Annotated in this window: 21 protein-coding genes and 1 pseudogene; 6 read left to right on the top strand and 16 right to left on the bottom strand. The window is 73.2% G+C overall.

All coding sequences use genetic code 11. From position 1 onward, the window contains the following. Positions 1 to 55 precede the first annotated feature (55 nt). From ABZT03_RS24345 to ABZT03_RS24285, 13 genes are all read right to left on the bottom strand, one after another. Positions 56 to 1,399 (bottom strand): VWA domain-containing protein, encoded by a 1,344-nt coding sequence (locus tag ABZT03_RS24345; RefSeq protein WP_356042563.1) that lies wholly within the window; start codon positions 1,397 to 1,399, stop codon positions 56 to 58. A 188-nt stretch (positions 1,400 to 1,587) separates the two neighbouring features. Next, positions 1,588 to 2,958, bottom strand: a complete 1,371-nt coding sequence (locus ABZT03_RS24340; RefSeq protein ID WP_356042561.1) for a protein phosphatase 2C domain-containing protein — start codon at positions 2,956 to 2,958, stop codon at positions 1,588 to 1,590. After that, positions 2,959 to 5,619 carry a tetratricopeptide repeat protein gene (locus ABZT03_RS24335; protein WP_356042560.1) on the bottom strand — a complete coding sequence of 887 codons (2,661 nt, stop codon included), beginning with the start codon at positions 5,617 to 5,619 and terminating at the stop codon, positions 2,959 to 2,961. A gap of 22 nt (positions 5,620 to 5,641) precedes the next feature. Then, a complete protein-coding gene (locus tag ABZT03_RS24330) occupies positions 5,642 to 6,976 on the bottom strand; it encodes a hypothetical protein (RefSeq protein WP_356042558.1) in 1,335 nt (444 codons plus the stop codon). Between the two features lie 55 nt (positions 6,977 to 7,031). Continuing rightward, on the bottom strand, positions 7,032 to 8,090 hold the full coding sequence (locus ABZT03_RS24325; RefSeq protein ID WP_356042556.1) for a glutamate ABC transporter substrate-binding protein: 1,059 nt from the start codon (positions 8,088 to 8,090) through the stop codon (positions 7,032 to 7,034). A gap of 14 nt (positions 8,091 to 8,104) precedes the next feature. After that, on the bottom strand, positions 8,105 to 9,547 hold the full coding sequence (locus ABZT03_RS24320) for a hypothetical protein (RefSeq protein ID WP_356042555.1): 1,443 nt from the start codon (positions 9,545 to 9,547) through the stop codon (positions 8,105 to 8,107). 246 nt (positions 9,548 to 9,793) lie between these two features. Next, entirely contained in the window at positions 9,794 to 10,762 is a 969-nt protein-coding gene (locus ABZT03_RS24315) for a BadF/BadG/BcrA/BcrD ATPase family protein (RefSeq protein WP_356042554.1), read from the bottom strand. Then, complete coding sequence (locus ABZT03_RS24310) at positions 10,753 to 12,018, bottom strand: 6-phospho-beta-glucosidase (RefSeq protein WP_356042553.1); 1,266 nt, start codon at positions 12,016 to 12,018, stop codon at positions 10,753 to 10,755. The genes ABZT03_RS24315 and ABZT03_RS24310 overlap by 10 nt, the downstream gene beginning before the upstream one ends. 4 nt (positions 12,019 to 12,022) lie before the next feature. Further along, complete coding sequence (locus tag ABZT03_RS24305; protein WP_356042551.1) at positions 12,023 to 12,916, bottom strand: carbohydrate ABC transporter permease; 894 nt, start codon at positions 12,914 to 12,916, stop codon at positions 12,023 to 12,025. After that, the gene (locus ABZT03_RS24300) at positions 12,916 to 13,857 is read right to left on the bottom strand and encodes a sugar ABC transporter permease (RefSeq protein WP_356042550.1); all 942 of its coding nucleotides are present in this window, start codon (positions 13,855 to 13,857) and stop codon (positions 12,916 to 12,918) included. The genes ABZT03_RS24305 and ABZT03_RS24300 overlap by 1 nt, the downstream gene beginning before the upstream one ends. A gap of 8 nt (positions 13,858 to 13,865) precedes the next feature. Then, complete coding sequence (locus tag ABZT03_RS24295) at positions 13,866 to 15,203, bottom strand: ABC transporter substrate-binding protein (protein WP_356042549.1); 1,338 nt, start codon at positions 15,201 to 15,203, stop codon at positions 13,866 to 13,868. Positions 15,204 to 15,306: 103 nt separating this feature from the next. Then, on the bottom strand, positions 15,307 to 16,518 hold the full coding sequence (locus tag ABZT03_RS24290) for an ROK family transcriptional regulator (RefSeq protein WP_356042548.1): 1,212 nt from the start codon (positions 16,516 to 16,518) through the stop codon (positions 15,307 to 15,309). A 238-nt stretch (positions 16,519 to 16,756) separates the two neighbouring features. Continuing rightward, a complete protein-coding gene (locus tag ABZT03_RS24285) occupies positions 16,757 to 17,860 on the bottom strand; it encodes a mechanosensitive ion channel family protein (protein WP_356042546.1) in 1,104 nt (367 codons plus the stop codon). A gap of 282 nt (positions 17,861 to 18,142) precedes the next feature. On the opposite strand from ABZT03_RS24285, the gene ABZT03_RS24280 reads away from it, so the two are divergent. Then, positions 18,143 to 18,679 (top strand): HNH endonuclease, encoded by a 537-nt coding sequence (locus ABZT03_RS24280; RefSeq protein ID WP_356042544.1) that lies wholly within the window; start codon positions 18,143 to 18,145, stop codon positions 18,677 to 18,679. Between the two features lie 295 nt (positions 18,680 to 18,974). Here the strand turns inward: ABZT03_RS24280 and ABZT03_RS24275 are convergent, their stop codons facing one another. Genes ABZT03_RS24275 through ABZT03_RS24265 form a run of 3 tightly spaced genes read right to left on the bottom strand, consistent with a single transcriptional unit; the run spans position 18,975 to position 21,576 of the window. Then, on the bottom strand, positions 18,975 to 20,354 hold the full coding sequence (locus ABZT03_RS24275; protein WP_356042542.1) for an FtsX-like permease family protein: 1,380 nt from the start codon (positions 20,352 to 20,354) through the stop codon (positions 18,975 to 18,977). After that, entirely contained in the window at positions 20,351 to 21,046 is a 696-nt protein-coding gene (locus ABZT03_RS24270; protein WP_356042540.1) for an ABC transporter ATP-binding protein, read from the bottom strand. Before ABZT03_RS24270 ends, ABZT03_RS24275 begins: the two co-directional genes overlap by 4 nt. Then, the gene (locus ABZT03_RS24265; protein WP_356042539.1) at positions 21,043 to 21,576 is read right to left on the bottom strand and encodes a PadR family transcriptional regulator; all 534 of its coding nucleotides are present in this window, start codon (positions 21,574 to 21,576) and stop codon (positions 21,043 to 21,045) included. Before ABZT03_RS24265 ends, ABZT03_RS24270 begins: the two co-directional genes overlap by 4 nt. A gap of 214 nt (positions 21,577 to 21,790) precedes the next feature. On the opposite strand from ABZT03_RS24265, the gene ABZT03_RS24260 reads away from it, so the two are divergent. From ABZT03_RS24260 to ABZT03_RS24240, 5 genes and pseudogenes are all read left to right on the top strand, one after another. After that, positions 21,791 to 22,027 (top strand): hypothetical protein, encoded by a 237-nt coding sequence (locus ABZT03_RS24260; protein WP_356042537.1) that lies wholly within the window; start codon positions 21,791 to 21,793, stop codon positions 22,025 to 22,027. After that, a complete protein-coding gene (gene malQ / locus ABZT03_RS24255) occupies positions 22,028 to 24,157 on the top strand; it encodes a 4-alpha-glucanotransferase (protein WP_356042535.1) in 2,130 nt (709 codons plus the stop codon). Between the two features lie 83 nt (positions 24,158 to 24,240). Then, positions 24,241 to 24,498: a hypothetical protein gene (locus ABZT03_RS24250; RefSeq protein WP_356042533.1), complete on the top strand. Its 258-nt coding sequence runs from the start codon at positions 24,241 to 24,243 to the stop codon at positions 24,496 to 24,498. Between the two features lie 229 nt (positions 24,499 to 24,727). Continuing rightward, entirely contained in the window at positions 24,728 to 24,940 is a 213-nt protein-coding gene (locus tag ABZT03_RS24245) for a hypothetical protein (protein ID WP_356042628.1), read from the top strand. Then, positions 24,895 to 25,319: pseudogene (locus tag ABZT03_RS24240) on the top strand (SDR family oxidoreductase); the annotation flags it as partial. The gene ABZT03_RS24245 and the pseudogene ABZT03_RS24240, both read left to right, overlap by 46 nt. Positions 25,320 to 25,375 lie beyond the last annotated feature (56 nt).

Below are 25,375 nucleotides of genomic sequence, written 5' to 3'. Positions count from 1 at the left end.
GGTCTTTCGACCGGTTTCTCCGACCCCGGGAGGGTCGGGCTCGTGACTCGCTCTGTCACTTCTTTACACGAACAGTCTTTGTGGACCGGGTTTCGAGCGTCATCTCGTCGGCCTCCGCGACCTTCGCCTTCAGTCGCACAGTACCTGTCGCGGCGTCGACCACGTCCACCACCTTCGCAAGCAGTTTCGCAGTATCCGCGTTTCCGGAGTCGCCGGCGAGCTGAACGGCCCGGCCCAGTTTGGCCGTTGCTCCGTCGATATCGCCCGCTTTGCGAAGGTCGAGTCCCTGCTGGATGACCTGGGCCAGTTCGGCCTGGCCGGTGTAGTGCGCGACCTGCGGATTGATGGACGTGGACGCGACCATGTCGTCGGTCCACACGGCCCGTACGAGACCCTGCGCGCCGAGGTTCTGGGCGCCGTCCCCGGGCTGCGGGACGACCAGCGAGACCCGGGCGGCGAGCATCTCCCGGCCCAGGCCCGCGACCGGGACCTCGACGCAGACGTGGTAGTCACGGGACTCGTCCCCCCAGGAGCCGGTGGGGTAGTCGCCGGCGCGCGGGCCCGCCTCGGTGCGGCGGCCGGTGAGGTCCTCGACGGTGGGTGCGACCTGCTTGACGAACTTCACCGTGGTGCCGACCGGCGTCCACAGCCGCAGCGACACGTCCGCGACCTCCTTGCCCATCGCCGTCTCCATCATCCGCGTGAAGTCGGCGGCGAGACCGGCCGGGTCGGCGACGATGTCGGAGGTGCCGAGCAGGGCGGAGGCGATCCCTGTGACTTCTTTCACTTCCCAGTCGGTGCCCACGCCCCGGGCGTCACAGGTGAAGCGCCCGGCGCAGGAGTCCAGGGCGGCCTTGAGGTCCTCGGGCGACTCGTGCTCGTTGCGGCCGTCGGTGAGCAGGATGCCGTGCCGGATACCGACGTCGGCCGAGGACAGCAGGCGGTCGGCGAGGCGCAGCCAGGTGCCGATGGCCGTGCCGCCGGTCGCGGTCAGCTTGCGCAGCGCGTGCTTGGCCTGCCCGCGGGTGGTGGCGTCGGCGACCGCGAGCCGCCCGCCGCCGGGGTAGACCTCCTTGGCGACGTGCGTGCCGCCGATGACCGCGAAGTGCACGCCGTCGCGCAGGGTGTCGATGGCCGCCGAGGTGGCGTCGCGGGCGTTGCGCATCTTCGTCGGCGGGTAGTCCATCGAACCCGAGCAGTCGACCATGATCGCGACGGCCGCGGACGGGCCCTGACCGGGCGTGTAGTGGTGCGGCGCCGCCGCGCTGCCGACCGTGCCGCCGCCGGTGGCGGTCACCGTGACGATGGCGCTGACCTCACGGCCGCCCTCGGGCAGGAACTCGTTCTGGTACACGTCCACCGAGAACTGCGGCACGCGGGACTTCGAGAAATTGGCCATGCCTGTTCACATCCCCCTCGTACCCCGCCGAGGCGGGGCGATGACTGTGGACGACCGGTCCCCACCGGTCCGTCCGGGCTTCCCCCGGGCCCTCCTCGTCGTCCTCCCGCCGCCGTCCGGCGGGCGGCCCCGCGGCGGAGGTGCCGGCGGGGGCCCGGTGGGGCGGACGGGAGTTTCGAAGGCAGGGCCTACGCCGATCCTGCCCCCTGCGGCGGGGCCGGGAACGGCAGCAGCGCCACTGTTACGTTGTCGTGGCCCCCGCCGTCCAGGGCGTGACCGACCAGGACCTGGGCGGCGTGCAGCGGCCGCGCCGCGGCGTCGACGGGGACGATCTCGGCCATCTCCCCGGCCCCCTCGGCGTAGTTCCACAGGCCGTCGGTGCACACCACGACCACACCGGGCCGGTCCGGCTTGAAGGACGCGGTGTGCGGCTCCAGTTCGTAGGCGTCGGCGCCGAGCCAGCCGGTGATCGCGTGGGCGCGTTCGTCGGCGTACGCCTCCGCCTCGTTCATCAGGCCGGCGGCGACCATCTGCGCGGCCCACGAGTCGTCCTCGGTGAGCCGGGCCGGGGGCGTGGCGCGGTCGGCCGGCACCCAGTAGGCGCGGCTGTCGCCGACCCAGCCGACGACCAGCAGCCCGGCAGTCACCACTGAGCCGACGAAGGTGCAGGCGGGGGCGTTCTGGTGCGGGGTGTGCTCGCGGGCCGTGGCGGGTTCCCCGGCGAGCGCGTTGACGGCGTGCGAGGCCGCGATGATCGCGTCGTGCAGGGCCTGCTGCGGATGCGTGCCCGCCGGCAGGGCCGCCAGCAGCGATTCGCTCGCCGCGCGGGACGCGGCGAGCGAGGCGTCGTCCGGGCGGGTCGCCGAGGAGACGCCGTCGCAGACGACGGCCAGGATCACGGGGGAGCCGTCCGGCAGGACGCTGGTGCCGAGGGCGAAGGCGTCCTCGTTGCGGTGGTGGCGCAGGCCGCGGTCGCTGACCGCGGCGACCGGGCCGGCCTCCTGCTCCATGTGGTCGCGCTCGCGGGGCTGGGCGTGCCCGCAGTTCTCGCAGTAGCCGTCGTCGTCGACGCGGCCCGCCCGGCAGGCCACGCACACCTGGGCGCCCGCGGCGGGCGCCGGCGGTTCCGTGGCCGCGCGCGGGTCCGGTGCCTGCAACGGGTACTCCTCGGGTTCCGGCCCGCGGTCGAACCGTACGCCCGCGGCGGGGGACACCGGTGTGCCGGCCTCGTGCGGGACCGGCGCGCCCGTGGCGTGGGACGGCTGCGGCGGCACGGCCGACGGCAGGGCGCGACCGCCCGAGTCGGTCCCCTGGAGGTCCGTCGGCAGGTGCACCGGCGCGGGACGGCCGGAGCTGCCTGGCTCGGGGGCCACGGGCCAGGCCGGGTCGGCGCCCGGCGCGGGCGCTGTCCGGCCGTGCATGGCGATGGTCGGGTTGTCGTCCGGCCGTCCGGGGACGGCGGACAGGTCGTATCCGCACGCACCGCAGAAACGGTCACCCGACTCGAGTGGTTCCTCGCAGCTCGGGCAGGCGGACAGCTGGGGCATCTGCGACATCAACTACACCCACGTCCGGGGGCGGTAACGGTTGGCTCGTTCCACCAGGTCGATCCTCTCCTCGCCGCCGCGTGCGAGCCGGGCCAGCGTGCGGTACGAACGCTCCAGGCCGAAGCGCAGACCCCGCTCGTCCAGGTCGCTGCCGAGCAGCGTCCGCCCCCCGGCGGCACGGGGGTCCCCCCGCCCGGCCGGGGCCGGGAGCGGGTCAGGGGCAAAACCCTGGCCCCCGGAGAGTATCCAGTCCAGCGCGCAGCCGAGGACCTCGGCCGACAACTGTTCACGCCGGGCCGGGTCCAGACCGTACGCGTCCAGCGCCTCGACCTGCCCGGCGGCGGCGGTCAGGTCGTCCAGGAACGGTACGTCACCGGCGGAAGCCGTGCGTTGACGCAGCCGCGCGCGGACGGCCGCCACCCGCGCGGCCGTGTAGTGGATGGAACTCTCCGGCACCGACTCCAGCGTCTGTACGGCGCCCCCGCGGTCGCCGGTCGCGAGCTGCACGCGGGCCAGCCCGAAGGCGGTGCTCACATAGCTCGGGTCGGTCGACCACACCAGGCGGTAGTACTCGGCGGCGTTGTCGAGCTGGCCCAGCACCTCCGCGCACAGGCCGAGGGCCAGCTTGGGCGCCGGCTCGCCCGGGAAGGCGTCGTAGACGGCGTCGAAGGCGAGCGCGGCGCCCTCGTGGTCGCCGGTCACCAGCGCGGCCACGCCCCGGTACCAGACGACCCTCCAGTCGTCGGGCCGCTCCTCCTCCAGCTTCAGCAGGGCCGCGAGGGCCGCGTGCGCGTCGCCGTTCTCCAGCCAGGCGCGGATCTGCCGCAGCCGGGTCTCGGTCGACTCGGCCGGCGCGGCGGCCAGGGCGCCGAGCAGTTCGGCCGGCGCGGTGGTCAGCAGGGCCGCCAGGAAACCGGCGTTGGGGTCGGCCGGGTCGACCAGGGGCACGGGCAGGGCGAGGGCCGCCGCGGCGGCGTCGACGGCCTTGACGATGCCCGCGGACGGCTGGGCGGCGGAGCCCCGGCTGGAGCCCGCCGCGGGACCCGGGACGGGGAGAGGGGCGGCGGCGGGGGCGGCGGCGAGAGCGCCCGGAGCCGGCACGGCGGCCGGGACGTGAACGGCACCCGGAACGGCCGGTGTCGCGGCGGCGGACGCGCCACGGCGTCTCGCCCGCACCACCCGGGCCCCGAGCCGCGACACCTCGCCGTCCAGCCGAGGGAACAACTCCGTGTCGGTGACCCGCACTTCGGGACCGAACAGGGTGGACAGCGCCGGCCGCGCCCGACCCGTCTGCAGGGAGACGACCTCGCGCAGCACGCCCGTCAGCTGCTCGGACAGCTCCTGCGCGGAGGCGAACCGGCGGCCCGGGTCGGGGTCGGTGGCCCGCACCAGCAGCCGGTAGAACGACTCGTAGCGGCGGAAGACCTCTATGTGGTCGGGGTCGGGCAGGGAGTCCACGAAGACGTTCGTGTAGCCCTGGAAGTCGAAGGTCAGCACCGCGAGCGTGCGGGCCACCGTGTACAGGTCGGACGCCACCGACGGGCCGACCTCCGCGACCTCCGGCGCCTGGTAGCCCACCGTGCCGTAGATGGCCGACTCGTCGTCGTCCATCCTGCGCACCGCGCCCATGTCGATCAGCTTGAGCTGGTCCTCGGTCTGGATCGCGTTGTCGACCTTGAAGTCGCAGTACAGCAGGTTGCGGCTGTGCAGGTGACCGAGCGCCTCCAGCGCCTCGATCCCGTACGCGCACGCCTGCTCCACCGGCAGCGGATCCCGCTTGCCCGCGGTCGTCCGGCGGGCGTTGGCGATCTCCTTCAGCGACTTGCCGCCGACGTACTCCATCACGATGTACCCGTCCAGCGAACCCGTGCGCTGGTCGAGGTGCTCCACGAAGTTGTAGATCCGCACGATGTTGGCGTGCTCGATCTCCGCGAGGAAGCGCCGCTCGGAGATCGCGGCGGCCATCGCGTCCTGGTCGCCCGTGTCCAGCAGGCCCTTGAGGACCACCCAGCGGTCCGACACCGCGCGGTCCACCGCCAGGTAGACCCAGCCGAGCCCGCCGTGCGCCAGACAGCCCGCGACCTCGTACTGGCCGTGGACGACGTCGCCGCCCTTCAGCTTCGGGACGAACGAGTAGGGGTGGCCGCACTTGGTGCAGAACCCCTCGGTGCGCCCGGCGTGCTCACCGCGCGAACGCCCCACCGGCGCACCGCAGTCGGAGCGCGAGCAGAACCGCTTGCGCTCGGGCACCTCGGGGTTGTCCAGCACCATCGCGCGCGGGTCGGGCCGCGGCACCCCGGGCACCTCGACCAGGCCGGCGCCCAGGCGCCCGCGGGAGGACGAGGCGGAGGACGAGCCGGAGCTGCGCACCGACACCGAGCGGCCCGTGGAGCGGCCCGACTCCGAGCGCGACAGCCGGCCCGACACCGAGCGCCGGGACTTCGACGACTGCGAGGACGTACGGGAACTGCCGCGGCCGGCGCGCACGCTGACGCTGCCCGACGCGCCGGAGCCCGGGTCGGCGGCGGCACCGGCGGGCAGCCCGCCGGCCGGGGCGGCCACCGGGACGACCGGCGCCAGCCCGCAGGTGTCGCAGTACAGCTCGCCGCCACCCATGTCCTCGTACGTCCCGCCGCAGTCGGGCCGCTGGCAGGTCTGCTGTGCCTGAGTCATGACGTCGAGTCCCCCTTCTTCCTCACGCGCCCGGTCCCCCACGGTCCTGGGGCCCGCCCTGTTCCGGCAGTCGCGGGGCGCCCAGTTGCTCGGCGGCCGCGTGCTGGTAGCGCAGGACGGCCTGTTCGGCCACCCGCAGGTCGCAGGGCGCGCTCCACAGCATGCGCCGAGCCGCGTCGTACCGCTCGATCAGCAGCGAGTCCTCCGCGAGTCCGTGCCGGGCGACCTTCGCCCGGTAGGCGTCGAGCCGGCCGCGCAGCTCCGCGCGAACCGCCAGCGGCTGCGTGACCGCCGTCAACGACTCGCGGGCGCGCAGCAGTTCGTCCTCGGCCTTCTCCTCCAGGGACTCCAGCAGCGGTGACAGCCGGTGCCACTGGGCGTGCCGGCGGTACTCGGCGGCCGTGGCCAGCTGTTCCTGCAGCACGGTCGGCGGACCGCTCACCGCGGGCACCTCGGTGGCGGCGATCTTCGCGAGGACCTCGCCGCGCGCGGTGCGCGCCTCGGCGAGGGTGCGGTCGGCACGGCTGAGCACGTCCCGCAGCCGCAGGAGCCGCTGTTCCGCGTCCTGGCGGACGGTGAGCACCGCGTCGATCTCCCGGCGCACGTCCTCCAGGGCACGCGCCTCCCGGTCGTACACCGTGGTGTCCGGACGGCCGCCGCCCGGCGCGGTGCTTCTGCCCTCGGCGCGCACCCAGAACGCGAGCGGGTCGGACACCACCTGCTCGCGCAGCGACGTCAGGACGCGCGTGATGCGCTCCAGGTCGTCGCCGGCGGGGTGTTCGCCGGGGCGCACCCCCACGGAGTGCGCGAGCCGGCGGGTGCGCTGGAGCTCCGCGGCCAGTAAATCTATCCGGGCGGGCAGCGCCGACCAGACCGCGTCGGCGGCGACGACCATGTCGAGCGAGGTCGCGTACAGCTCGTTCATCCGGTCGACGAGCGTGACCAGCGTGAACCGCTCACTGAGCCGGCCCGGACCACCCGAGGAACCCGCCGCGTCGGCGGCGGCCGTGGTCGACCCGGCGACGGTGACGGACTCGCCGCGCAGCAGCTCGGTCAGCTCCGCCAGGTCCTCGCGGCTGGACCAGCGGCGCCGGGAACGGATGTCACGGGCGGAGCGCAGCGCGCCGGTGTACGCGTCGAAGTACGCCCACAGCAGCGTGATCGACGCGTCGGCGGCGGCCCAGCGCTCCTTGGTGGTGCCGGTCAGGTCGGCGCCCTCCAGGAGTCTGCGGCCCGCGTGGTCCTGGAGGGCGAGGAGCGAGGTCTCGATCGCCTCGTGCTCCGCGCCGAGCCGCGCCAGCGCACGGTCCACCTCGTCCCGGTCCATCACCGGCCCGGCGGGGTCCGTGACGCCCATCGATCACCTCTCGCTGCTGTGGTTGTGTTACTGGTGCCTGGGGTGGTGCGGGGCGTCAGCCGGTCCGCAGGTACACCGGCGGGGGCGGCTCCGACTTCGCCGAGTCCTTGTCCAGTGTGGCCGACAGCCACCGGTCGTAGGAGGCCTGCCAGCCGTCGGTGGTGTCCTTGCGGTAGTCCACCAGGATCTGGTTGACCCGGCGCACCAGGTCGTCGGCGTCCTTGTTCATCGCCACGCCGTAGTACTCGTCGGTGAAGGCGCCGCCCTTGAGCTCGACCGTCGGGTCCTGGGCGGCCTGGCTCGCGGCGAGCGCGCCGTCGGTGACCACGGCGTCGACCTCGCCGAGCTGCAGCCGGACCAGGCAGTCGAGCTGGTTGGGAACGGGCGGGACGACGACGGCGGAGGAGACCAGCCGGTGCCCCTTGTCGGCGAGCAGCAGGGAGTTGGCTATGGAGCCCGCCGCCGTGCAGATCCTCTTGTGCGCCAGCGAGCCGTCGTAGCCCGTGATGCCGGAGGACTTGGGGGCCAGCACCTGCTGGCCCGTCTTGAAGTAGGGGGCGGAGAAGGCGACGTCGTCCAGGCGGTCGCAGGAGATGCTCATGGTGCGCACGACCATGTCGACGCTGCCGTTCTGCAGGGCCGGGATGCGCTGGTTGGTGGGGATCGCCTTGAACTGGACGTCGTCCGGGCTGCCGAGTATGTCCTGGGCGATGCGGTGCACCAGGTCGATGTCGAAGCCCTCCAGCTGCCCGGACGTGCCCGCGTTCGGGTTGCGGTAGCCCCAGCGGTAGCTGTTCTGGTCGACGCCGACGACCAGCTTGCGCTTCTCGCCCGGTCTGGCCTTGATCTTCGCGATGGTGTCCCCGTCCGCGCCGGACGGCGACAGCGTCTGCTTCTCCGGGGCCTTCTCGATCTCCGGGTCGTCGCAGGCGCTGCCGGCACGGGCCTGGCCGGCGCGGGCCAGGCCGGGGCCCGAGGTGCCCGTGCTGCCGTCGCCGTGCGACTGGGTCAGCGGCAGCAGCAGGGCGAAGGCCACCGCGAGGGCGCAGACGACCGCCATCGCACCCACCCCGCCCCAGCCCCGCAGACTGGCCCGCACGTGTCGCGCGTGCATCCTCACGCCCCCTTTCACCGGTACTCCGACAGCCTGCGCCCGATGCCCAGCAGGGCGCCCGCCGCGCCCAGCAGGGCGAGGACGGCGGCGCCCGCCGGCAGTCCGGTCATCGCGTCCAGACCGTCGCCGGCCGCCTGCCTGAACTCGGTCCGCTCGTGCTTCAGCGCCGCGTCGAGGTTGGCGTCGATGCTCGCGAAGCACTCGCCGGTGGCGCCCTTCGCGCCGATCACCAGCTCCAGCGCCTGCTCGTAGTTGCCGTTGTCGTCCTGCTCGCGGGCAGAGGCGTGTCGCTTCTTCCACTCCGTCATGTTGCTCTCGGCCGTCGTGACCGGCTGCCGACCGGACGGGTCGTCGGCGAGCCCCGCGGCCACCGCGAGGCCCTTGCCGAGGGTGTCGATGTCCTTGTCGAAGTCGACGTCGTAGGCGTCGAGGATCCTGCCGTTCACCTTGACCGTCTCGGCGCCGCGGGCCACCAGCGTCAGGTTCTCGTTGCCGCGGGCCTTCAGGGAGGCGATGCGGGCGTCCTGGAGCACGTTGAGTGAGCGGATGCCGTGGTCGTAGGAGTCCTGCAGGCCGGCCCGCGCGACGGTGTGGCCGACGACCAGCCACAGCAGGACCACCGTGGCGCCGGCCGTCGCGGCGACCAGACCGTGGTTCAGGACCCGGTTCGTGCGCCGGTAGTTGCGGTGCTGGGCCCAGGCCAGCGCGGCCAGCGCCAGCACGCCGAGGCCGATGGCGGCCCACGGGTAGGGCGTCGCGTCGGCGTAGTCGTCGCTCAGCCGCTGGTTCTCCCTGGTGTAGAGATCCTGCGCCTTCGGGAGCATCTCCTTCTGCATCTTCTCGTTCGCGTAGCGCAGGTAGGCGCCGCCGACCGGGAAGCCCTGGCGGTTGTACGTCCGGGCCCGCTCGACCAGGCCCTTGTACTGGGGCAGCAGTTCGTTGAGCCGGGCGATGGTCTCCGCCGCCGGGGAGCCGGGGTCGGAGTTGGCGGCGGCCTGGACCAGGCCCGAGGCGGCGGCGTCGATGTCCCGCTCGTAGGTGGCCTGGGTGGCGGCCGACTCCTGGCCGCCGGCGAGGAAGCCGCTGGAGGCGGTCGTGTTGGCGTCGGCGAGGGAACGGTAGATGGCGGCCGCGGCCGAGCTGAGGGGCTGGCTCTTGTGCAGCACGTCGTCGGCGGCGGCCGCCCGCTCGGTGGTCTGCCAGGCGGTGACGGCGCCGAACGCGACGACCAGGAGGGCGACGAAGGCCCCGATGACGCGCAGCCGGCCGGGCTCGGTGCCGGCACCCGCGCGCAGCCGGTCGACACCCTCGGCGAAGGCGGTGCGGCGGGCGGGCGCGGCGGCCGGCGACGCGACGGGGGAGCGCGCGGGGCCGCCCGGCTGCGGCGGGATCGCCGGCATCGTGGGCGCGCCCTGGCCCGGCGGTGGCGCCGCGCTGCTCTTCGTCGGGTGTGTCACTGTTGACCTCCCCCATGGTCATCCGTCGCCGCAAGTATCACCGCCGGCACCGACATGCGCACCGGCCTTCACTGGATCTTGATGGGATCGCAGTGTGCTTGACGGTATTCCGGCACGAAGCCGCGCCTCGCGCCACCCCCCTGTCCATGAATACGCCGGTGGAATCGGTTCGGTTCCCAGCGCCGGCGGGGGGCGCGGGCGGGCGCGCGCCCCCCGAAGTGTGCGCGCCCCTCGTGCGCACGGGCGCTACCCGAAGTGGGCGCGCGCCCGCTCGTGCACCTCCGCTCCGGCGGCCACCCGGTCCAGCCCCAGCAGCACCGCTCCCAGCACCGGCGGCGCGGTCACCACGCGGGGCACCGCCTTCGGTGCCCTGGCGGCCAGCAACTCCCTTATGCCGTCCTCCAGTTGCGGATGACGGGCGGCCATGACGCCGCCGCCCAGCAGGACCGGTGTCTCCTCCTCGAGCAGCCCCAGCCGGGTCAGTGCCACCGTGGCCATCGCCACCACCTCGTCGGCCAGGCGGTCGACGACCGCTCGGGCGACCAGGTCCCCGCCGGCCGCCGTCTCGAACAGCACGGGCGTCAGCTCGTGCCGCCGGTCGTGCTCTATGTGCTCCAGGTGCAGCGCCTCCACCAGGGCGTGCATGGAGCCGAGGCCGAAATGGGCGGGCAGGGTGCGGGCCAGCGCGGTCGGGCCGCCGCGGCCGTCCTCCGCGCGGGCCGCGTGCCACAACGCCTCCTCCGCCAGGCCCCAGCCGCCGCCCCAGTCGCCGGACATCCGGCCGAGCGCGGGGAAGCGGGCGGTACGCCCGTCGGGGAGCATGCCGACGCAGTTGATGCCCGCGCCGCAGACCACGGCCACGCCGCGCGGCTCGGTGATGCCCGCCCGCAGGATCGCGAACGTGTCGTTGCGCACCTCGACGCTCGCGCCCCAGCCGCGCGCCTCCAGCGCCGCCGCGAGCCGCTCCTCCTCCACGGGGAAGTCGGCGTTGGCGAGACAGGCCGACACATGCTCGGCCGTGTCGGTCCCGGCGTCCGCGAAGGCCCGCGACACGGCCTCCGCGAGGGTGTCCACCGCCTCCTCGACGCCGACCGCGGGCGGCCGGAAGCCACCCCCGCGGGCCGTGGCGAGGACGGTCCCGTCGGCCGCCACCACCGCCACGTCGGTCTTGCTGTTGCCCGCGTCGACGGCGAGGACACGTGCGGTCATGCCCACGCGAGGTGCTCCCGGTTGTGTGCGATCAGCTGGTCGGTCAGGGCGTCCGCGTACGCGTGCTGCCCCACGAGGGGGTGGGCGAGCAGCGCCCGGAACACCCGGTCGCGGCCGCCGCGCAGCGCCGCGTCCAGGGCCAGGTCCTCGTAGGCCGTCACGTTCGCCGTCAGGCCCGCGAACAGGGGGTCGACGGGCGCCACGGGCAGCGGGGTGGTGCCCTTGGGGCCCACCGCCGCCTGCACCTCGATCACCGCGTCGTCGGGCAGGAAGGGCAGCGTGCCCCGGTTGTAGGTGTTCACCACCTGGTAGGGGCTGCCGCCACCGCCCAGCAGCCCGGCGGCGAGGTCCACGGCCGCCTCCGAGTAGTAGGCGCCGCCCCGCTTCGCGAGCAGCGCCGGCTTCTCGTCGAGCGCCGGATCGCCGTACATCTTCAGCAACTGCCTTTCCATCTCCGCCACTTCCGCGGCGCGGGACGGCTTGGTGCGCAGTTCCCCGACGACCTCGTCGTGGGCGTAGTAGTAGCGCAGGTAGTACGACGGGACCACGCCGAGGCGGTCCAGGAGCGAGCCGGGCAGCCGCAGGTCGGCGGCGATCGCCTCGCCGTGCTGGGCCAGCAGCCGGGGCAGCGCGTCCTCTCCCTCGGGGCCGCCGAGCCGTACGCCGGTCTCCCAGGTGAGGTGGTTGAGGCCCACGTGGTCGAGGTGGATGTCGGCCGGGGTCACCCCGAGCAGCCCGGCGAACCTGCGCTGGAAGCCGATCGCCACGTTGCACAGCCCGACCGCCTTGTGGCCGGCCTGGAGCAGGGCGCGGGTGACGATGCCGACCGGGTTGGTGAAGTCGATGATCCAGGCGTCCGGGTTGGCCCGGCGGACCCGTTCGGCGATGTCGAGGACGACCGGGACCGTGCGCAGCGCCTTGGCCAGGCCGCCCGCGCCGGTCGTCTCCTGCCCGACGCAGCCGCACTCCAGCGGCCAGGTCTCGTCCTGCTCGCGGGCGGCCTGCCCGCCGACACGCAGCTGGAGGAGCACCGCGTCGGCCCCGTCGACGCCCGCGTCCAGGTCGTCGGTCGTGACGATCCTGCCGGGGTGGCCCTGCCGGGCGAAGATGCGGCGGGCCAGTCCGCCCACCAGCTCCAGGCGTTCGGGGGCCGGGTCCACGAGGACGAGTTCCTCGATGGGCAGGGTGTCCCTGAGCCGCGCGAAGCCGTCGATGAGTTCCGGTGTGTAGGTCGAGCCTCCGCCGACCACGGTGAGTTTCATGCAGCTAACCCTTTACTCCGGTGAGCGTGACACCCTCGACGAACGCCTTCTGGGCGAAGAAGAACACGAGGATCACGGGGGCCATGACCAGCACGGTGGCGGCCATGGTGAGGTTCCAGTCGGTGTGGTGCGCGCCCTTGAAGGACTCCAGGCCGTAACTCAGCGTCCAGGCCGCCGTGTTCTCGGACGCGTAGATCTGCGGGCCGAAGTAGTCGTTCCAGGCGTAGAAGAACTGGAACAGGGCGACCGCGGCGATGCCCGGCCGCGCCATCGGCAGGACGATCCGCAGCAGGGTGCGCAGGTCGCCGCAGCCGTCCACCTTCGCCGCGTCCAGGTACTCGTTCGGGATGGTCATCAGGAACTGGCGCAGCAGGAAGATGGAGAACGCGTCACCGAAGGCCATCGGGATGATCAGCGGCCACAGCGTGCCCGACAGGTCCAGCTGCTTGGCCCAGAACAGGTACATCGGGATGATGACGACCTGAGGCGGCAGCATCATCATCGAGATCACCAGCATCAGCGACAGGTTCCGCCCGCGGAAGCGGAACTTCGCGAGCGCGTACGCCACCGGGATCGACGACACGACGGTGAGGACGGTGCCGAGACCCGCGTAGACCAGCGTGTTCCTCCACCAGGTGAGGAAGCCCGGAGTGTCGAAGACCTTCCGGTAGTTGCCCCACTCCCAGGTGTGCGGGATCAGGTCGCGGCTGAGCGCCTGGGAGTCGCTCATCAGCGAGGTCAGCAGCACGAACACGAACGGCAGCGTGAAGAACAGCGCGACGGCCAGGCCCAGTGAGTGGATCGCGATCCACTCCAGCACGGCCCGGCGGCGGGCGGTGCGCTCGGCGGGAGAGACGGGAGTGGTCAACTCCAGCGGCTTGTCGAGTACTTGAGTCATCAGTCACCTGCCTGGATGAGACCGCCACGGCGCCGCATCAGGAACGCGGTGAACGCCATCGACAGGACGAACAGCACCAGGGCCACCACGCACGCGGAGCCGTAGTCGAAGCGCTGGAAGCCGAGGTTGTAGACGAGCTGGGGGAGGGTGAGGGTGGACTTGTCCGGGTAGCCGGGCTCGAACTGCGTGCCCGCGCCCTGGATCACGCCCGAGGCGACCTTCCCCGCGATCAGGGGCTGTGTGTAGTACTGCATCGCCTGGATCACGCCCGTCACGACGGCGAACATCACGATGGGGGAGATGTTCGGGAGCGTGACGTACCGGAAGCGCTGCCAGGCCGAAGCGCCGTCCAGCTCCGCCGCCTCGTACTGCTCCGTCGGTACGTCGAGCAGCGCGGCCATGAAGATGACCATCAGGTCGCCGATGCCCCACAGCGCGAGCAGGGTGAGCGCCGGCTTGGACCAGGCGGGGTCGTTGAACCAGCCCGGGGCAGGTATGCCGAACTTCTCCAGGATGGAGTTGACCGGCCCCGTACCGGGGTTGAGGAGGAAGGCGAAGGCCATGGTGGCCGCCACCGGCGGCGCCAGGTAGGGCAGGTAGAAGAGGGTGCGGAAGACCCCCGTGGCCGTCTTGATCTTCGTGATCAGCAGGCCCACGCCCAGTCCGAAGACCACCCGGAGGGTGACCGTGACGAGGACCAGCCACAGGGTGTTGCGCAGGGCGGGCCAGAAGAGCGGGTAGTGCTCGAAGACGTACTTCCAGTTCTTCGTACCGCTCCACGTCGGCGGCTTGAAGCCGTCGTAGTGCATGAACGAGAAGTAGACGGTCGACAGCAGCGGATAGGCGAAGAAGACCGTGAAGCCGACCAGCCAGGGCGACATGAAGGCGAGTGTGCGAAGCGCCGACCTGCGGCGCTTCGACGCCAGGGTGATGGTGCTCATCGTCGTCGCTACTTCGCCTGCGCGATGTCCGTGTCGATCTGCGCGGCGGTCTTCTTCAGGCCCGCCTTGAGGTCGCTGACCTTGCCGCTCTCGTAGTCGTAGCCGAAGTTCTGGATCGTCACCAGGTACACGCCGCCGTTGATGGAGGCGGGGGAGGTGGTGGAGTTCGGGTTCGCGGCGATGTCCAGGAACGTCTTGAAGCGCGGGTCGTACTTCAGCTTCGGGGACTTCAGGGCCGCCAGCGTGGAGGGCACGTTGTGGATGGCGTTGGAGAAGTTCACCACCGCGTCCGTGTCGGTGGTGATGTACTTCACCAGCTCCCAGGCCGCGTTCTGCTTCTTGCTGGTGGCGGCGATGCCGGTGATGGTGCCGGTGATGTAGCCCTTGCCGTACTGGTCGGCCTGGTTGTCGGGCACGGGCAGCGGGGCGACGCCGATCTCGAAGTCCGGCTTGGCGTCGACGGCCATGCCCAGCCGCCACTCGCCGTCCAGCTGCATCGCGACCTGACCGGTGTGGAAGGGGTGCTTGGGGCCCCACTCGTCGCCGAGCTTGGAGCGGTAGGTCTCCAGCTTCTTGAAGCCGCCGAGTTCGTCGACGAGCTTCTTCTGCAGGGTGAACCCGGCCGCGAAAGCCGGGTCCTTGGCCACGGCCGACTTGCCGCTCCGGTCGAAGTACGTCGGGGAGAACTGGCCGAGGTAGTGCTCGGTCGTCGACTCCCAGCCGTGGTAGTCGGGCATGAAGCCGAGCTGCTTGAAGCTGTCGCCCTGCGGGATCGTCAGCTTCTTGGCGTCCGCCTCGAACTCCGACCAGGTCTTCGGCGGGCTCTTGATCCCGGCCTTCGCGAAGGCCGTCTTGTTGTAGTACAGCCCGTACGCGTCGCCGAGCAGCGGTGCGCTGCAGCGGTTGCCGTCGAACTGGGTGTACTCGTTCATCGCCCGGGGGAAGGTCGTCTCCGGGTCTATCCCGGCCTTCTTGAAGAACGGGTTGAGGTCGACCAGGGCACCAGAGGAGCAGAACTTGCCGACGTTGTTGGTGGTGAAGGAGGAGATCACGTCGGGCGCCTTCTCACCGCCCGTGCGCAGCGCCTGGTTGATCTTGTCGTCGGTCATGTTGCCGACGACGTTCACGTGGATGTTGGGGTGCGCCTTCTCGAAGCCGGCGATCAGGTCCTTGACGCCCTTCACCTCTCCCGGCGCGCTCCAGGCGTGCCAGAAGTTGATGGTCGTCTCCTTCGACGCGTCGTCGCTCGCGCCGGAGTCCGACTGGCCGGTACAGGCGGTGGCGAGAAGGGCCAAGGAGGCGGAGGCGGCCAGTGCGACGGCCACTTTGCGGGATGTTCCGGGCATGACGAGGTCTCCCTAGGACAGGGCGGGGCAGGGACGGGACGAAGAGGGCGGTCCGTGCGGGGCCGGGACCTGACGGTGACGGTCGGTGGGTGTGCGGGCGGGCTCAGCGCGAGGTGTCGAAGACCTCGTCGCGGGTGGTGGCCAGCGCGCTCTCCAGCGCGCCGCGCACCACGGGGTGTTCACGGACGTCGCCCACGACGAGCCGGGGCCGGGAGGCGGCCAGCTCCTCCAGTTCGGCCTGCACCAGCGCGCGCAGCGTCTCGCCGCCCGCGGTCAGTGAGGCGCCGCTGAGGACGACGAGTTCGGGGTCGAGGACGGACACGAGGGAGGCGAGACCGGTCGCGAGATGCGTCGCGTACGTCTCCAGGAGCCGGCGGTCGGGACCGTCGTCCGCCTGCGCGGCGCGGGCCACGAGTGCGGCCGCGACCTCGGCGTAGGGGCCGGACGGGATCTCCTCGACCCCCATCCGGCGGGCCAGCTTGGGGATCGCCTGCGAACCGGCCAGCTCCTGGTAGCCACCGCTGTTGGCCTTGGTGACCTGCCGGACCAGGGGAGTGCCCGGCACCGGCAGGAAGCCGACCTCGCCGGCGCCGCCGGTCCAGCCCCGGTGCAGCCGCCCGCCGAGGACCAGGGCCGCGCCCAGGCCCCCCTCGTTCCACAGCAGTACGAAGTCGCCGTGTCCGCGGGCGGCACCGAGCCGCTGCTCGGCCACGGCCACGAGGTTGACGTCGTTCTCGTACTCCACCGGCATCGGCAGCGTGGCGGCGAGCTCGTCGAGCAGCGCCGGGGTGTGCCAGCCGGGGAGGTGGGAGGCGTAGCGCAGACGGCCGGTGTTGGGGTCGAAGGCGCCGGGGGTGCCGATGACGAGCCGGTGCACGTCGTCCCGGGCCAGGCCGGCCGCCTTCACCGCGCCGTCGAGGGCGTCGGTGACCTGCTGGACGACCGGGGTGCCGGTGCGCCTGCCGGGGGTGGGCAGTTCGTACCGGCCGATGGTGCGGCCGGTGACGTCGGCCACGGCGGCGAGGATGCGTTCGGGGGTGACGTCCAGTCCGGCGGCGTACGCGGCCGCCGGGTTGACCTCGTAGAGCTGGGCGTTGGGGCCCGGCCGGCCCTCCGTGGTGCCGGTGGCCAGGACCAGCCCCGCCGACTCCAGACGGGCCAGCAGCTGCGAGGCGGTCGGCTTGGAGAGGCCGGTGAGTTTGCCGATCCGGGTGCGGGACAGCGGCCCGTGCGCCAGCAGCAGGTCCAGAGCGGCCCGGTCGTTCATGGCGCGCAGGACGCGCGGGGTGCCCGGCGTACCGGCGGTTCCTGCCATGGGGTCGACACCTGCCTCTCGGCCGTACAGCTTCTCAGTGACCTGGTGGGTTCGTCCACGGGTGATCACGGAGGGACCGTTCGAAGATCACTGTTAGGAAAGTTTCCTATCGGGTGGCAGGAACGTAAGCCCAGGGGGAATAAGCCGTCAATAGGGACAGCCCCCGAGGCAACAGACTCGTTACCTGCGGGGGCCGCACGTTACTCGCGGGGGCCGGTCACCGGCCCCCGTCGCGTTCCTACTTCGCCGCCGGGCGCGGGGCCACGATCGGAGAGGCCGCCGCCGACTGGGGGGAGTCGGCGTTGGAGTACACCGACGGGGCCGCCACGGCCGCGACCGCCGTGTCCGCGGCGGCCTCCCCCTCCTCGGGCTGGGCCGTCGCCCCGCCCACGATGCGGATGTCGGCCGCGTCGAAGGCCCGCTTGACGCGCCAGCGCAGTTCGCGGGCGACGGTCAGGGACTTGCCCGGCATCGTCTTCGCGGAGACGTGCACGACCATCGAGTCCAGCAGCACGCTGTCCAGACCCAGGACCTCGATCGGCCCCCACAGGAGCTCGTTCCAGGGCTCCTCCTTGCTCATCTTCTCGGCGACCTCGTCGAGCGTGGCCTTGACCCGGTCCAGGTCCTCGGACGCCTTCACGGTCACGTCGACGCCCGCCGTCGCCCAGCCCTGGGAGAGGTTGCCGATCCGCTTGACCTCGCCGTTGCGGACGTACCAGATCTCGCCGTTGTCACCGCGCAGCTTGGTCACCCGCAGGCCGACCTCGATGACCTCGCCGGAGGCGACACCCGCGTCGATCGAGTCGCCCACGCCGTACTGGTCCTCCAGGATCATGAAGACACCGGAGAGGAAGTCCGTCACCAGGTTGCGGGCGCCGAAACCGATCGCGACACCCGCCACACCGGCCGAGGCCAGCAGCGGGGCCAGGTTGATCTGGAAGGTGCCGAGGATCATCAGCGCGGCCGTGCCGAGGATCAGGAAACTCGCCACCGAGCGCAGGACGGACCCTATGGCCTGCGAGCGCTGGCGCCGGCGCTCCACGTTGACCAGCAGCCCGCCCAGCGCCGTGCCGTCGACGGCCTGCACGGTCCGGGTCATGCGATCGATGAGCTTGGTGATCGCGCGCCGCACCATCACTCTCAGCACACCCGCGATCACCAGGATCAGCAGGACCCTGAGCCCGATCGCGAGCCACGTGGACCAGTTCTGCTCGACCCAGCTGGCGGCGTTGGTCGCACTCTCCTGGGCGTCCTGGAGCGAGGGGACGGCCGGGGTCGTCGACTCGGACGGGGTCGGCGTCGGCGAGGAGCCGACGGCGAGCAGGACGGCGGACAAGGACACGGCAGGTACCTCCAGGTGCTGCGCTTCCGCACCCGGCGGGTGGTCAAGGTCACGAAAAGGTCACCGGGCGGCAGACCCACCACACTAACGGTGCATCGTGTGTGGATCGGTGCGATGTCCGGGGGAGAGACCGTGCTCACCTGGGCATGTACCACCGTGTGGTCGAAAACACTCCCAGCCCGTTACCGGGACATGGTGGCGCTTCCACCAGGCAAGAGGGGAGACTGACTACGGATCGTCCCGGCGCGAGCCACGCGCCGCCGGCGTACAAGGAGGCCATCCGTGCCGCATGTCCTGGTCCTCAACGCGTCGTACGAGCCCCTCGGCGTCGTACCGCTCCGTCGCGCGCTCGTCCTCGTCCTGGAGAACAAGGCGGTCTCCCTCGAGGAATCCGGCGCCTTCATGCACAGCGCCACCGTCACAGTCCCCGCACCCAGCGTGGTCCGGCTCAAGCGATTCGTCCGGGTTCCCTATCGGGGGCCCGTTCCTCTGACCCGCCGGGCGCTCTTCGCGCGTGACGGGGGCCGGTGCATGTACTGCGGTGGCGTCGCAACCAGCGTCGACCACGTCATCCCGCGCAGCCGCGGGGGCAAGCACGTCTGGGACAACGTGGTGGCGTCCTGCCGCCGCTGCAACCACGTGAAGGCCGACCGCCATCTCGTCGAGATCGGCTGGCGGCTGCGCCACAAACCCGCCCCGCCCAACGGCCTGGCCTGGCGCATCATCGGCACGGGCCACCGGGACCCCCGCTGGATGCCGTACCTGCAGCCGTTCGGCGCGGACGACGCCCTGGCCCGGATCGACGGCATCTCCGCCTGAACATCCGGGCTTTCGCACGGGTGGCTCCGGGGGAGCGCGGTGCGCGGCGAGGTGCGGTGGGTTGCCGGTGCGCGGTGAGGTACCGGTGTGCGTTGAGGCGCGGGGGCGTGCGGGGACGCGTGCGCCAGTCGCGGTGATACGCGGCGGCTGGGGCTGAGGCGCGGTGCGCGCCGGGCGGCCGACCTGGCCCCGCACCGACCCCTGGAGCCCCGGCGCACGCCTCCCACGAGCCGAGGCCCACGTCCCCCTGGAACCCGGGCGCATGCCCCCGGGGGGGAGCCCGAGCCCCCGCCCTCTACCCCTGCCGCAGTTCCCCCGGCCGTACCGCTCGGCGCAGCAGGGGCAGGGACGTCGCCGCGGCCGCCAGGCAGGCCGCGTAGACCACGACGGGGACCAGGAGAGCCGCGTACGGCACGGCCGGGTCGGTGTACTCGGTGGCGATCGACGCGTACCAGGCGCCGACCGTCATGCCGCCGGCGCCCGCCACCAGGACGGCCGGGGCGAGCGGCAGCGCCGTCTCCAGGAGCAGCGCCCGGGCCAGCACCCCGTGCGGCACGCCGGCGGCGCTCTGCGCGGCCAGGCCCCGGCGGCGGCCGGCCAGTGACTCGGCGGTGCCGACGGCGAGACCGGACAGGGCGATCGCCAGAGCGAGGAGGATCGCGGCGCCCGTCAGGTTCAGCCCCGTGGTGTAGAAGGACATGTGCCCCCCGAGGCGCCCCGCACGGTCCATGCCGTGGAGGTCGGCGAGGAGTGTCCGCCGGACCCCCACGAAGGCCGTTGCGCTCACCGTCACCAGGAGGACGGCGGCGTGGGTGCGGGCCGCCGCCCACGGGTCGTCGCGCAGTCGTTCCGCCGCGATCAGCGTCACAGCGGTCCGCGCCCGCCGGGAGAGCAGCCGGCCGGCGAGCCCGGCCGAGGCCCCGGCGAGCAGGACCCCGCCCGCTCCGGCCGCCGACAGCAGCCCGACGGCCAGCAGCGGCGCCCGTACGTATCCCCGCGTACTCCCGTGACCGGCGGACGTGCCGGTCACGGCGCCCGCGGCGACCACCGCCACGAGCAGCACCGCCCCCGCGAACAGCAGTCCCGGTCCGCGCCCCGACTCCGGCCGCACCCGTCGTACGGAGCCCAACGGCTCGGCGACGACCCGGCGCAGCGCCGGCACGCCCACCGCGGTGCCCAGCACGGGCACGCCGAGGGCGACGGCCGCGATCCCGGCCCAGGTGAGGCCGGACGGGTGGTCCCACAGGCCCAGCACGCAGGCGACCGCCGCGACGCTGACGAGCGCCGAGCCGAACAGGCAGGCCGGACCACTCTCCAGCGCCGCGATCCGCCGCACCTGCGCGGGTGTCGCCCCGGCCAGCCGCAGCGCGGCCAGCCGCCGGTCGCGGTGCACCGCGCCGATGCGCGCGCACTGGCCCAGGAAGCCGAGCACCGGTACCAGCAGGAGCAGCAGGACGACGATGGCCCCCGAGCGCTGGCCGGGCCCGTTCAGCAGGCCGCCGCCGAAGGGCAGGGCGTGGAAGCCGCGGAGGGAGGCCAGGATCACCGCGGCCAGGGCGAACGCGGTCGCGAGCGCCGAGCCGGCCGCGGTGAGCGACACGCGCCACCACTCGCCGCGGTCGGAGCCGCGGGTGAGCTGCCGGGCCAGGCGCAGATCGGAGCGGACGCTCGTCACGCGGTCACCTCCAGCGGGGACACGGCGCCGTCGGCGAGACGCACCTCGCGGTCCGCGTAGGCGGCCACCTGGGCGTCGTGCGTGACCAGCAGCACGGCGGCGCCGCACTCGCGGGCCGTGTGCACCAGCGCCGTCATCACCTGCTCGCTCGCCAGCGAGTCCAGCGCCCCGGTCGGCTCGTCGGCGAAGACCACCTTCGGGCCGGTGACCAGGGCCCGGGCCAGCGAGGCCCGCTGGGCCTGGCCGCCGCTCAGCTCCCCGGGCCGCAGCCCCGCCTGTCCGCACACCCCGAACCGTTCCAGCCACTCACCGGCCCCGGCGTGGGCCTCGGCGCGGGAGGTGCCCGCGAGCATCAGCGGCAGCGCCACGTTGTCGAGGACGGTCAGTTCCGGGATCAGCTGGCCGAACTGGAAGACCAGACCGAAGTCGGTGCGGCGCAGCTCGCTCAGCCGGTCCTCGGGCAGCCGGTCCAGCCGCCGTCCGCCGTACGTCACCGAGCCCGCGTCGGGGCGGACGATGCCCGCGAGGCAGTGGAGCAGTGTGGACTTCCCGCTGCCGCTCGCCCCGGTGACGGTGAGGATCTCGCCCGCGTGCAGCTCGACCGAGGCGCCGCGCAGGGCCTCGGTCCTGCCGTACGTCCTGACGAGACCGTGGGCGGCCAGCAGCGGTGCCGTGTTCTCCCCGTTGCTCATGCTGTGTCGACCTCCGCGGTCAGGGTGGTGAGCCGGGCCGCCGTGGTGGTCATCCAACGGAGGTCGGCGTCGAGGTGGTTGAGGGCGTAGTCCGCCGAGAGCACGGTCGAGAGGTCCGTGCCGGTGGCCGTCTTGAGGGCCGTGAGCTGGCGCATCCGCTCCATGTGGGCGGTGCGCTGGGCTCTGAGATAGGCGTCCGGGTCGCCGCCGGTGAGGATCGAGACGACGACCTTGGCGAAGATCTCGTTGGTGACGAAGGGCGCGGGCGGGGCGATCTCCCCGGCCCAGTGGGCCAGTTCGCGGTTGCCCTCGGCCGTGGACCGGTACTTCGTCCGCTCGGGCCCGCCGTCGGCGTCGGTGCCGTCGATCTCGGCGAGACCGTCACGGACCAGGCGTTGCAGGGTCGTGTAGACCTGCCCGTAGGCCAGCGGGCGGGCCTGCGGGAATCGTTCGTCGTGGCGTCGCTTGAGGTCGTAGCCATGGCTCGGCCCCGAGGCGAGCAGCCCCAGCAGGATGTGGCGGGTGCTCATGGCGATCATTATGCACTCGATACATGTACTGAGTGAATAGCTGGCGCCGGTCGGTCGGCCGGAAGGCCGCCGGGGAGGGCGAGGCCGACCCGGGAAGGTGGGGCCAAAGGTGCAGAATGTGACCAGTCGCACGTTGTTGTGTTCCGCACGTCTGCTGCCGCGTCCGCTGGGTAGGGCTGCGGTGACCGCCGTCGTACCCGACAAGGAGGCCCCTGTGGCCGCATCGGCACACCTTCTGCTCTCGGCCCTCTCCAAACCGGAGACGCCCGCCGAACCCGAGGCGCACCTGTGCGTCCTCAGCGCGGAGGGCGACCGCGCCGAGGCCCCGCTCACCAGCGAGCCGCCGCTGCCCGACGCCGAGCCGCTCACCAGCGAGCCGCCGCTGTCCGAGGCTTCGGCGCTGACCAGTGAGCCCGCCGCCCACCCGGATCTCGACCACCCGGAGCTGTAGATGACCGCACCCGGGCCGGCCGTACTCCCCGGCGAGGACCTGACCCGGCTCGCCGGGCTGCACGGCGTCGCCACCTCCTACAGTCCCTCCCCGGGCCGCACCGTCGCCGCCTCGGCCACCGCGGTCACCCACACCCTCGCCGCTCTCGGCGTCGACACCGGCACCCCCGAGGCCACCCGGGCCGCCCTCGCCGCCCGCGAGGCCGAACTGGCGGCCCGGCTGCTCCCGCCGACGGTGGTGTGCTGGGCCGGTGCCGCCCCCGACGCGCTCGACGCGCTGCCCGAGGGCACCCGGCTGCGGGTGGAGACCGAACAGGGCGAGACCCGCGCCGGAGCCGACGACCTCCCGCCCGGCGTCCACCGGCTGACCGCGCTCGCACCCGACGGCCGCACCGCCGAAGCCCACCTCGTCGTCGCCCCGGCCCGGCTGCCCGCGCCCGCCGGACGCTCCTACGGCGTGCTCGTCCAGCTCTACTCCCTGCTCTCGCGGCACTCCTGGGGCATGGGCGACCTCGGGGACCTCGGTGAGCTGGCCGGCTGGGCCGGCCGTGCCCTCGGAGCCGGATTCGTGCAGGTCAACCCGCTGCACGCGGCGGTGCTCGGCACCCCCACCGATCCGTCCCCCTACCGCCCCTCCTCACGCCGCTTCCCCGACCCGGTGCACCTGCGGATCGAGGACATCCCCGAGTTCGCGTACGTCACGGACCGGGCCGCCGGACCGGACGGCGCAGGCGGTGCGGGCGCCGACCGGGTGCGCGTCCTGCTGGAGCGGGCCGGCCGGCTGCGAGAGTCGGTGCTGGACAAGGACGCGCTGATCGACCGGGACGCCGTGTGGCAGCTCAAGCGGGAGGCGCTGGAGCTGGTCCGCGAGGTGCCGCTCGGGCCCGGCCGCCGCGCCGCCTACGCCGACTTCCTCGCCCGCGAGGGCCAGGCCCTGGAGGACCACGCCACCTGGTGCGCGCTCGCGGAGGTGCACGGCCCGGACTGGCACCGGTGGCCCGCCGGCCTGCGCGACCCCCGCTCCGCCGAGACGCGGCGCGCCCGCACCGAGCTGCTGGACCGGGTCGACTTCTGGTCGTGGCTCGCCTGGCTCACCGACGCCCAGCTCACCGCCACCCAGCGCGTCGCGCGCGAGGCCGGGATGCCGGTCGGGATCGTGCACGACCTCGCGGTCGGGGTGCACCCGCAGGGCGCCGACGCCTGGGCGCAGCAGGAGTACTTCGCCGCCGGGATGTCGGTGGGCGCCCCGCCGGACGCCTTCAACGCGCGCGGCCAGGACTGGGGTCTGCCGCCCTGGCGCCCCGACCGGCTGGCCGAGTCGGGCTACGCGCCGTTCCGGCGGCTGCTGCGCGCCCTCTTCCGATTCGCGGGCGCCCTGCGCATCGACCACGTCATGGGCCTGTTCCGCCTGTGGTGGGTCCCCCAGGGCCTGCCGCCCACCGAGGGCACCTACGTCCGCTACGACGCCGAGGCCATGCTCGCCGTCCTGGTGCTGGAGGCCTCGCGGGCGGGGGCGCTGGTGATCGGGGAGGACCTCGGCACCGTCGAGCCCGGGGTGCGCGAGACGCTGCGCGAGCGCGGGGTCCTCGGCACCTCGGTGCTGTGGTTCGAGCGCGACTGGGAGGGCGACGGCCGACCGCTGGCGCCCGACCGCTGGCGCTCCGACTGCCTGGCCACCGCCACCACCCACGACCTGCCGTCCACGGCGGCCCGTCTCACCGGTGAGCACGTCGAACTCCGCGACCGCCTGGGTCTGTTGACCCGTCCGCTGGAAGAGGAGCGCGCGGAGGCGGCGGCCGACATCGGTGAGTGGCTGGAGGTGCTGGCCCGGCTGGGGCTGCTGCGAGGGACCGGCGGCGCGAGCGCCTCCTCCGAGGAGGCCGAGGTCCAGGCGGTCCACCGCTTCCTGCTCGGAACCCCCGCGCGCATGGTCGGCGTGTGGCTGCCGGACACGGTCGGCGACCGGCGTCCGCAGAACCTGCCGGGGACGTGGGACCAGTACCCGAACTGGCGTCTGCCGATCGCCGACGCGGAGGGCCGGCCGGTGACCCTGGAGGAGCTGGCGGCCTCGCCCAGGCTGCACGCGCTGATGGACGTCCTGCGGGAGCAGGCACCGGGGACGGGCATGTGACCGGGGCCGCGGGACCGTCCCGCCGCCCCCGTACGGCACCCCCCGGACGCGCGCCCCGCGCGGCCGTTCGCTACGTTGGCCCTGTGGACAAGAAGAACGCCCTGCGCGCCGGCGCCCTGGCTGCCGGTACGACGCTGATGATGCTGCTCATGACGTCTCCCGCGCTCGCGCTGACCCGCGACGACGGCGACGACCCCGGCAAGGGCCTCAGCGTCATCGAGACGCTGGGCCTCTACGTGCTGGCCCCGCTCGCCCTGTTCGGGATCATCGCGGGTCTCGTGATGGTCCTGGACAAGTCCACGGACCGTCAGCCCAAGGAGAGGGCCAGGGCGAAGGCCTGACCCGGGCGAAAGCCCCGGAAGGGGCCGGGCTCCGGTCCGGCCGTGCGCTCCGACGAGGGCGCCGACCCCGCCCCGCGTACGCGCCGACGGCCGTACGGGGGTGTGGCCGGCGCCCTCGATGCGTTCCGGATGAGGCGGGCGGGATGTCCGGCGCCCGGTGGGACGTGCGGCGGGCGTCCGCCTTGTGGCGTCGCCCCGTCCCCGCGTGACGCGACTCCCGGAGGTACCCGTGGCCGAAGACGTCTGCCGCAGCTGCGGCAAGCCGCTCGCGGCGCGCGCGGGCCGTACGGGACGCAGCTCCGTCCACTGCTCCGCCGCCTGCCGGCAGCGGGCGTACCGGGAGCGGCAGGCCCCCGCCGGGGTGAGCGTCGCGGGGCTGATCGACGACATCGGGCGGCCCGGGCCGCCGCCCGCCGGATGGCCGGACGCGGCTCCGGGGTGATCCTCACCCTCAACAGTGGTTCCGCGCACGGCAGTCCGATGACGGGCGGCACCGGCGCCGCGGACGCCGCGACCGACACCCTGGTGCGCGACCTGGCCATCGAACTCGGTCCGCGCGGAGTGCGGGCGGTGTGGGACTGTGGGCGGCCGGCGTGCCCGAGACGCTGACCCGGAAGAAGCTGAGCGCCGTCAACGCCGACCTGTCCCTCGACGACGCCGCCCTCCGGGGGCCGCTCGCCGACCGGGCCGGCCTGCGGATGACCCGCCGCGACCCGACGCCCGCCGAGATCGCGGCCACCGCCGTCTTCGTCGCCTCCGACCACGCCGGCGGCGTCACCGGCATCTTCGTCGACGTCACCGGCGTGATGTTCCCCGGCTGAGCCGCCGTAGGACCGGCCCGGTGCGCGGTGGGCGGACGACCTGACCGGCCGTCCGC

This window comes from Streptomyces sp. NPDC005574, from assembly GCF_040605435.1.
Classification (GTDB): domain Bacteria; phylum Actinomycetota; class Actinomycetes; order Streptomycetales; family Streptomycetaceae; genus Streptomyces.
This window is presented reverse-complemented; position numbering and strand designations above follow the sequence as displayed.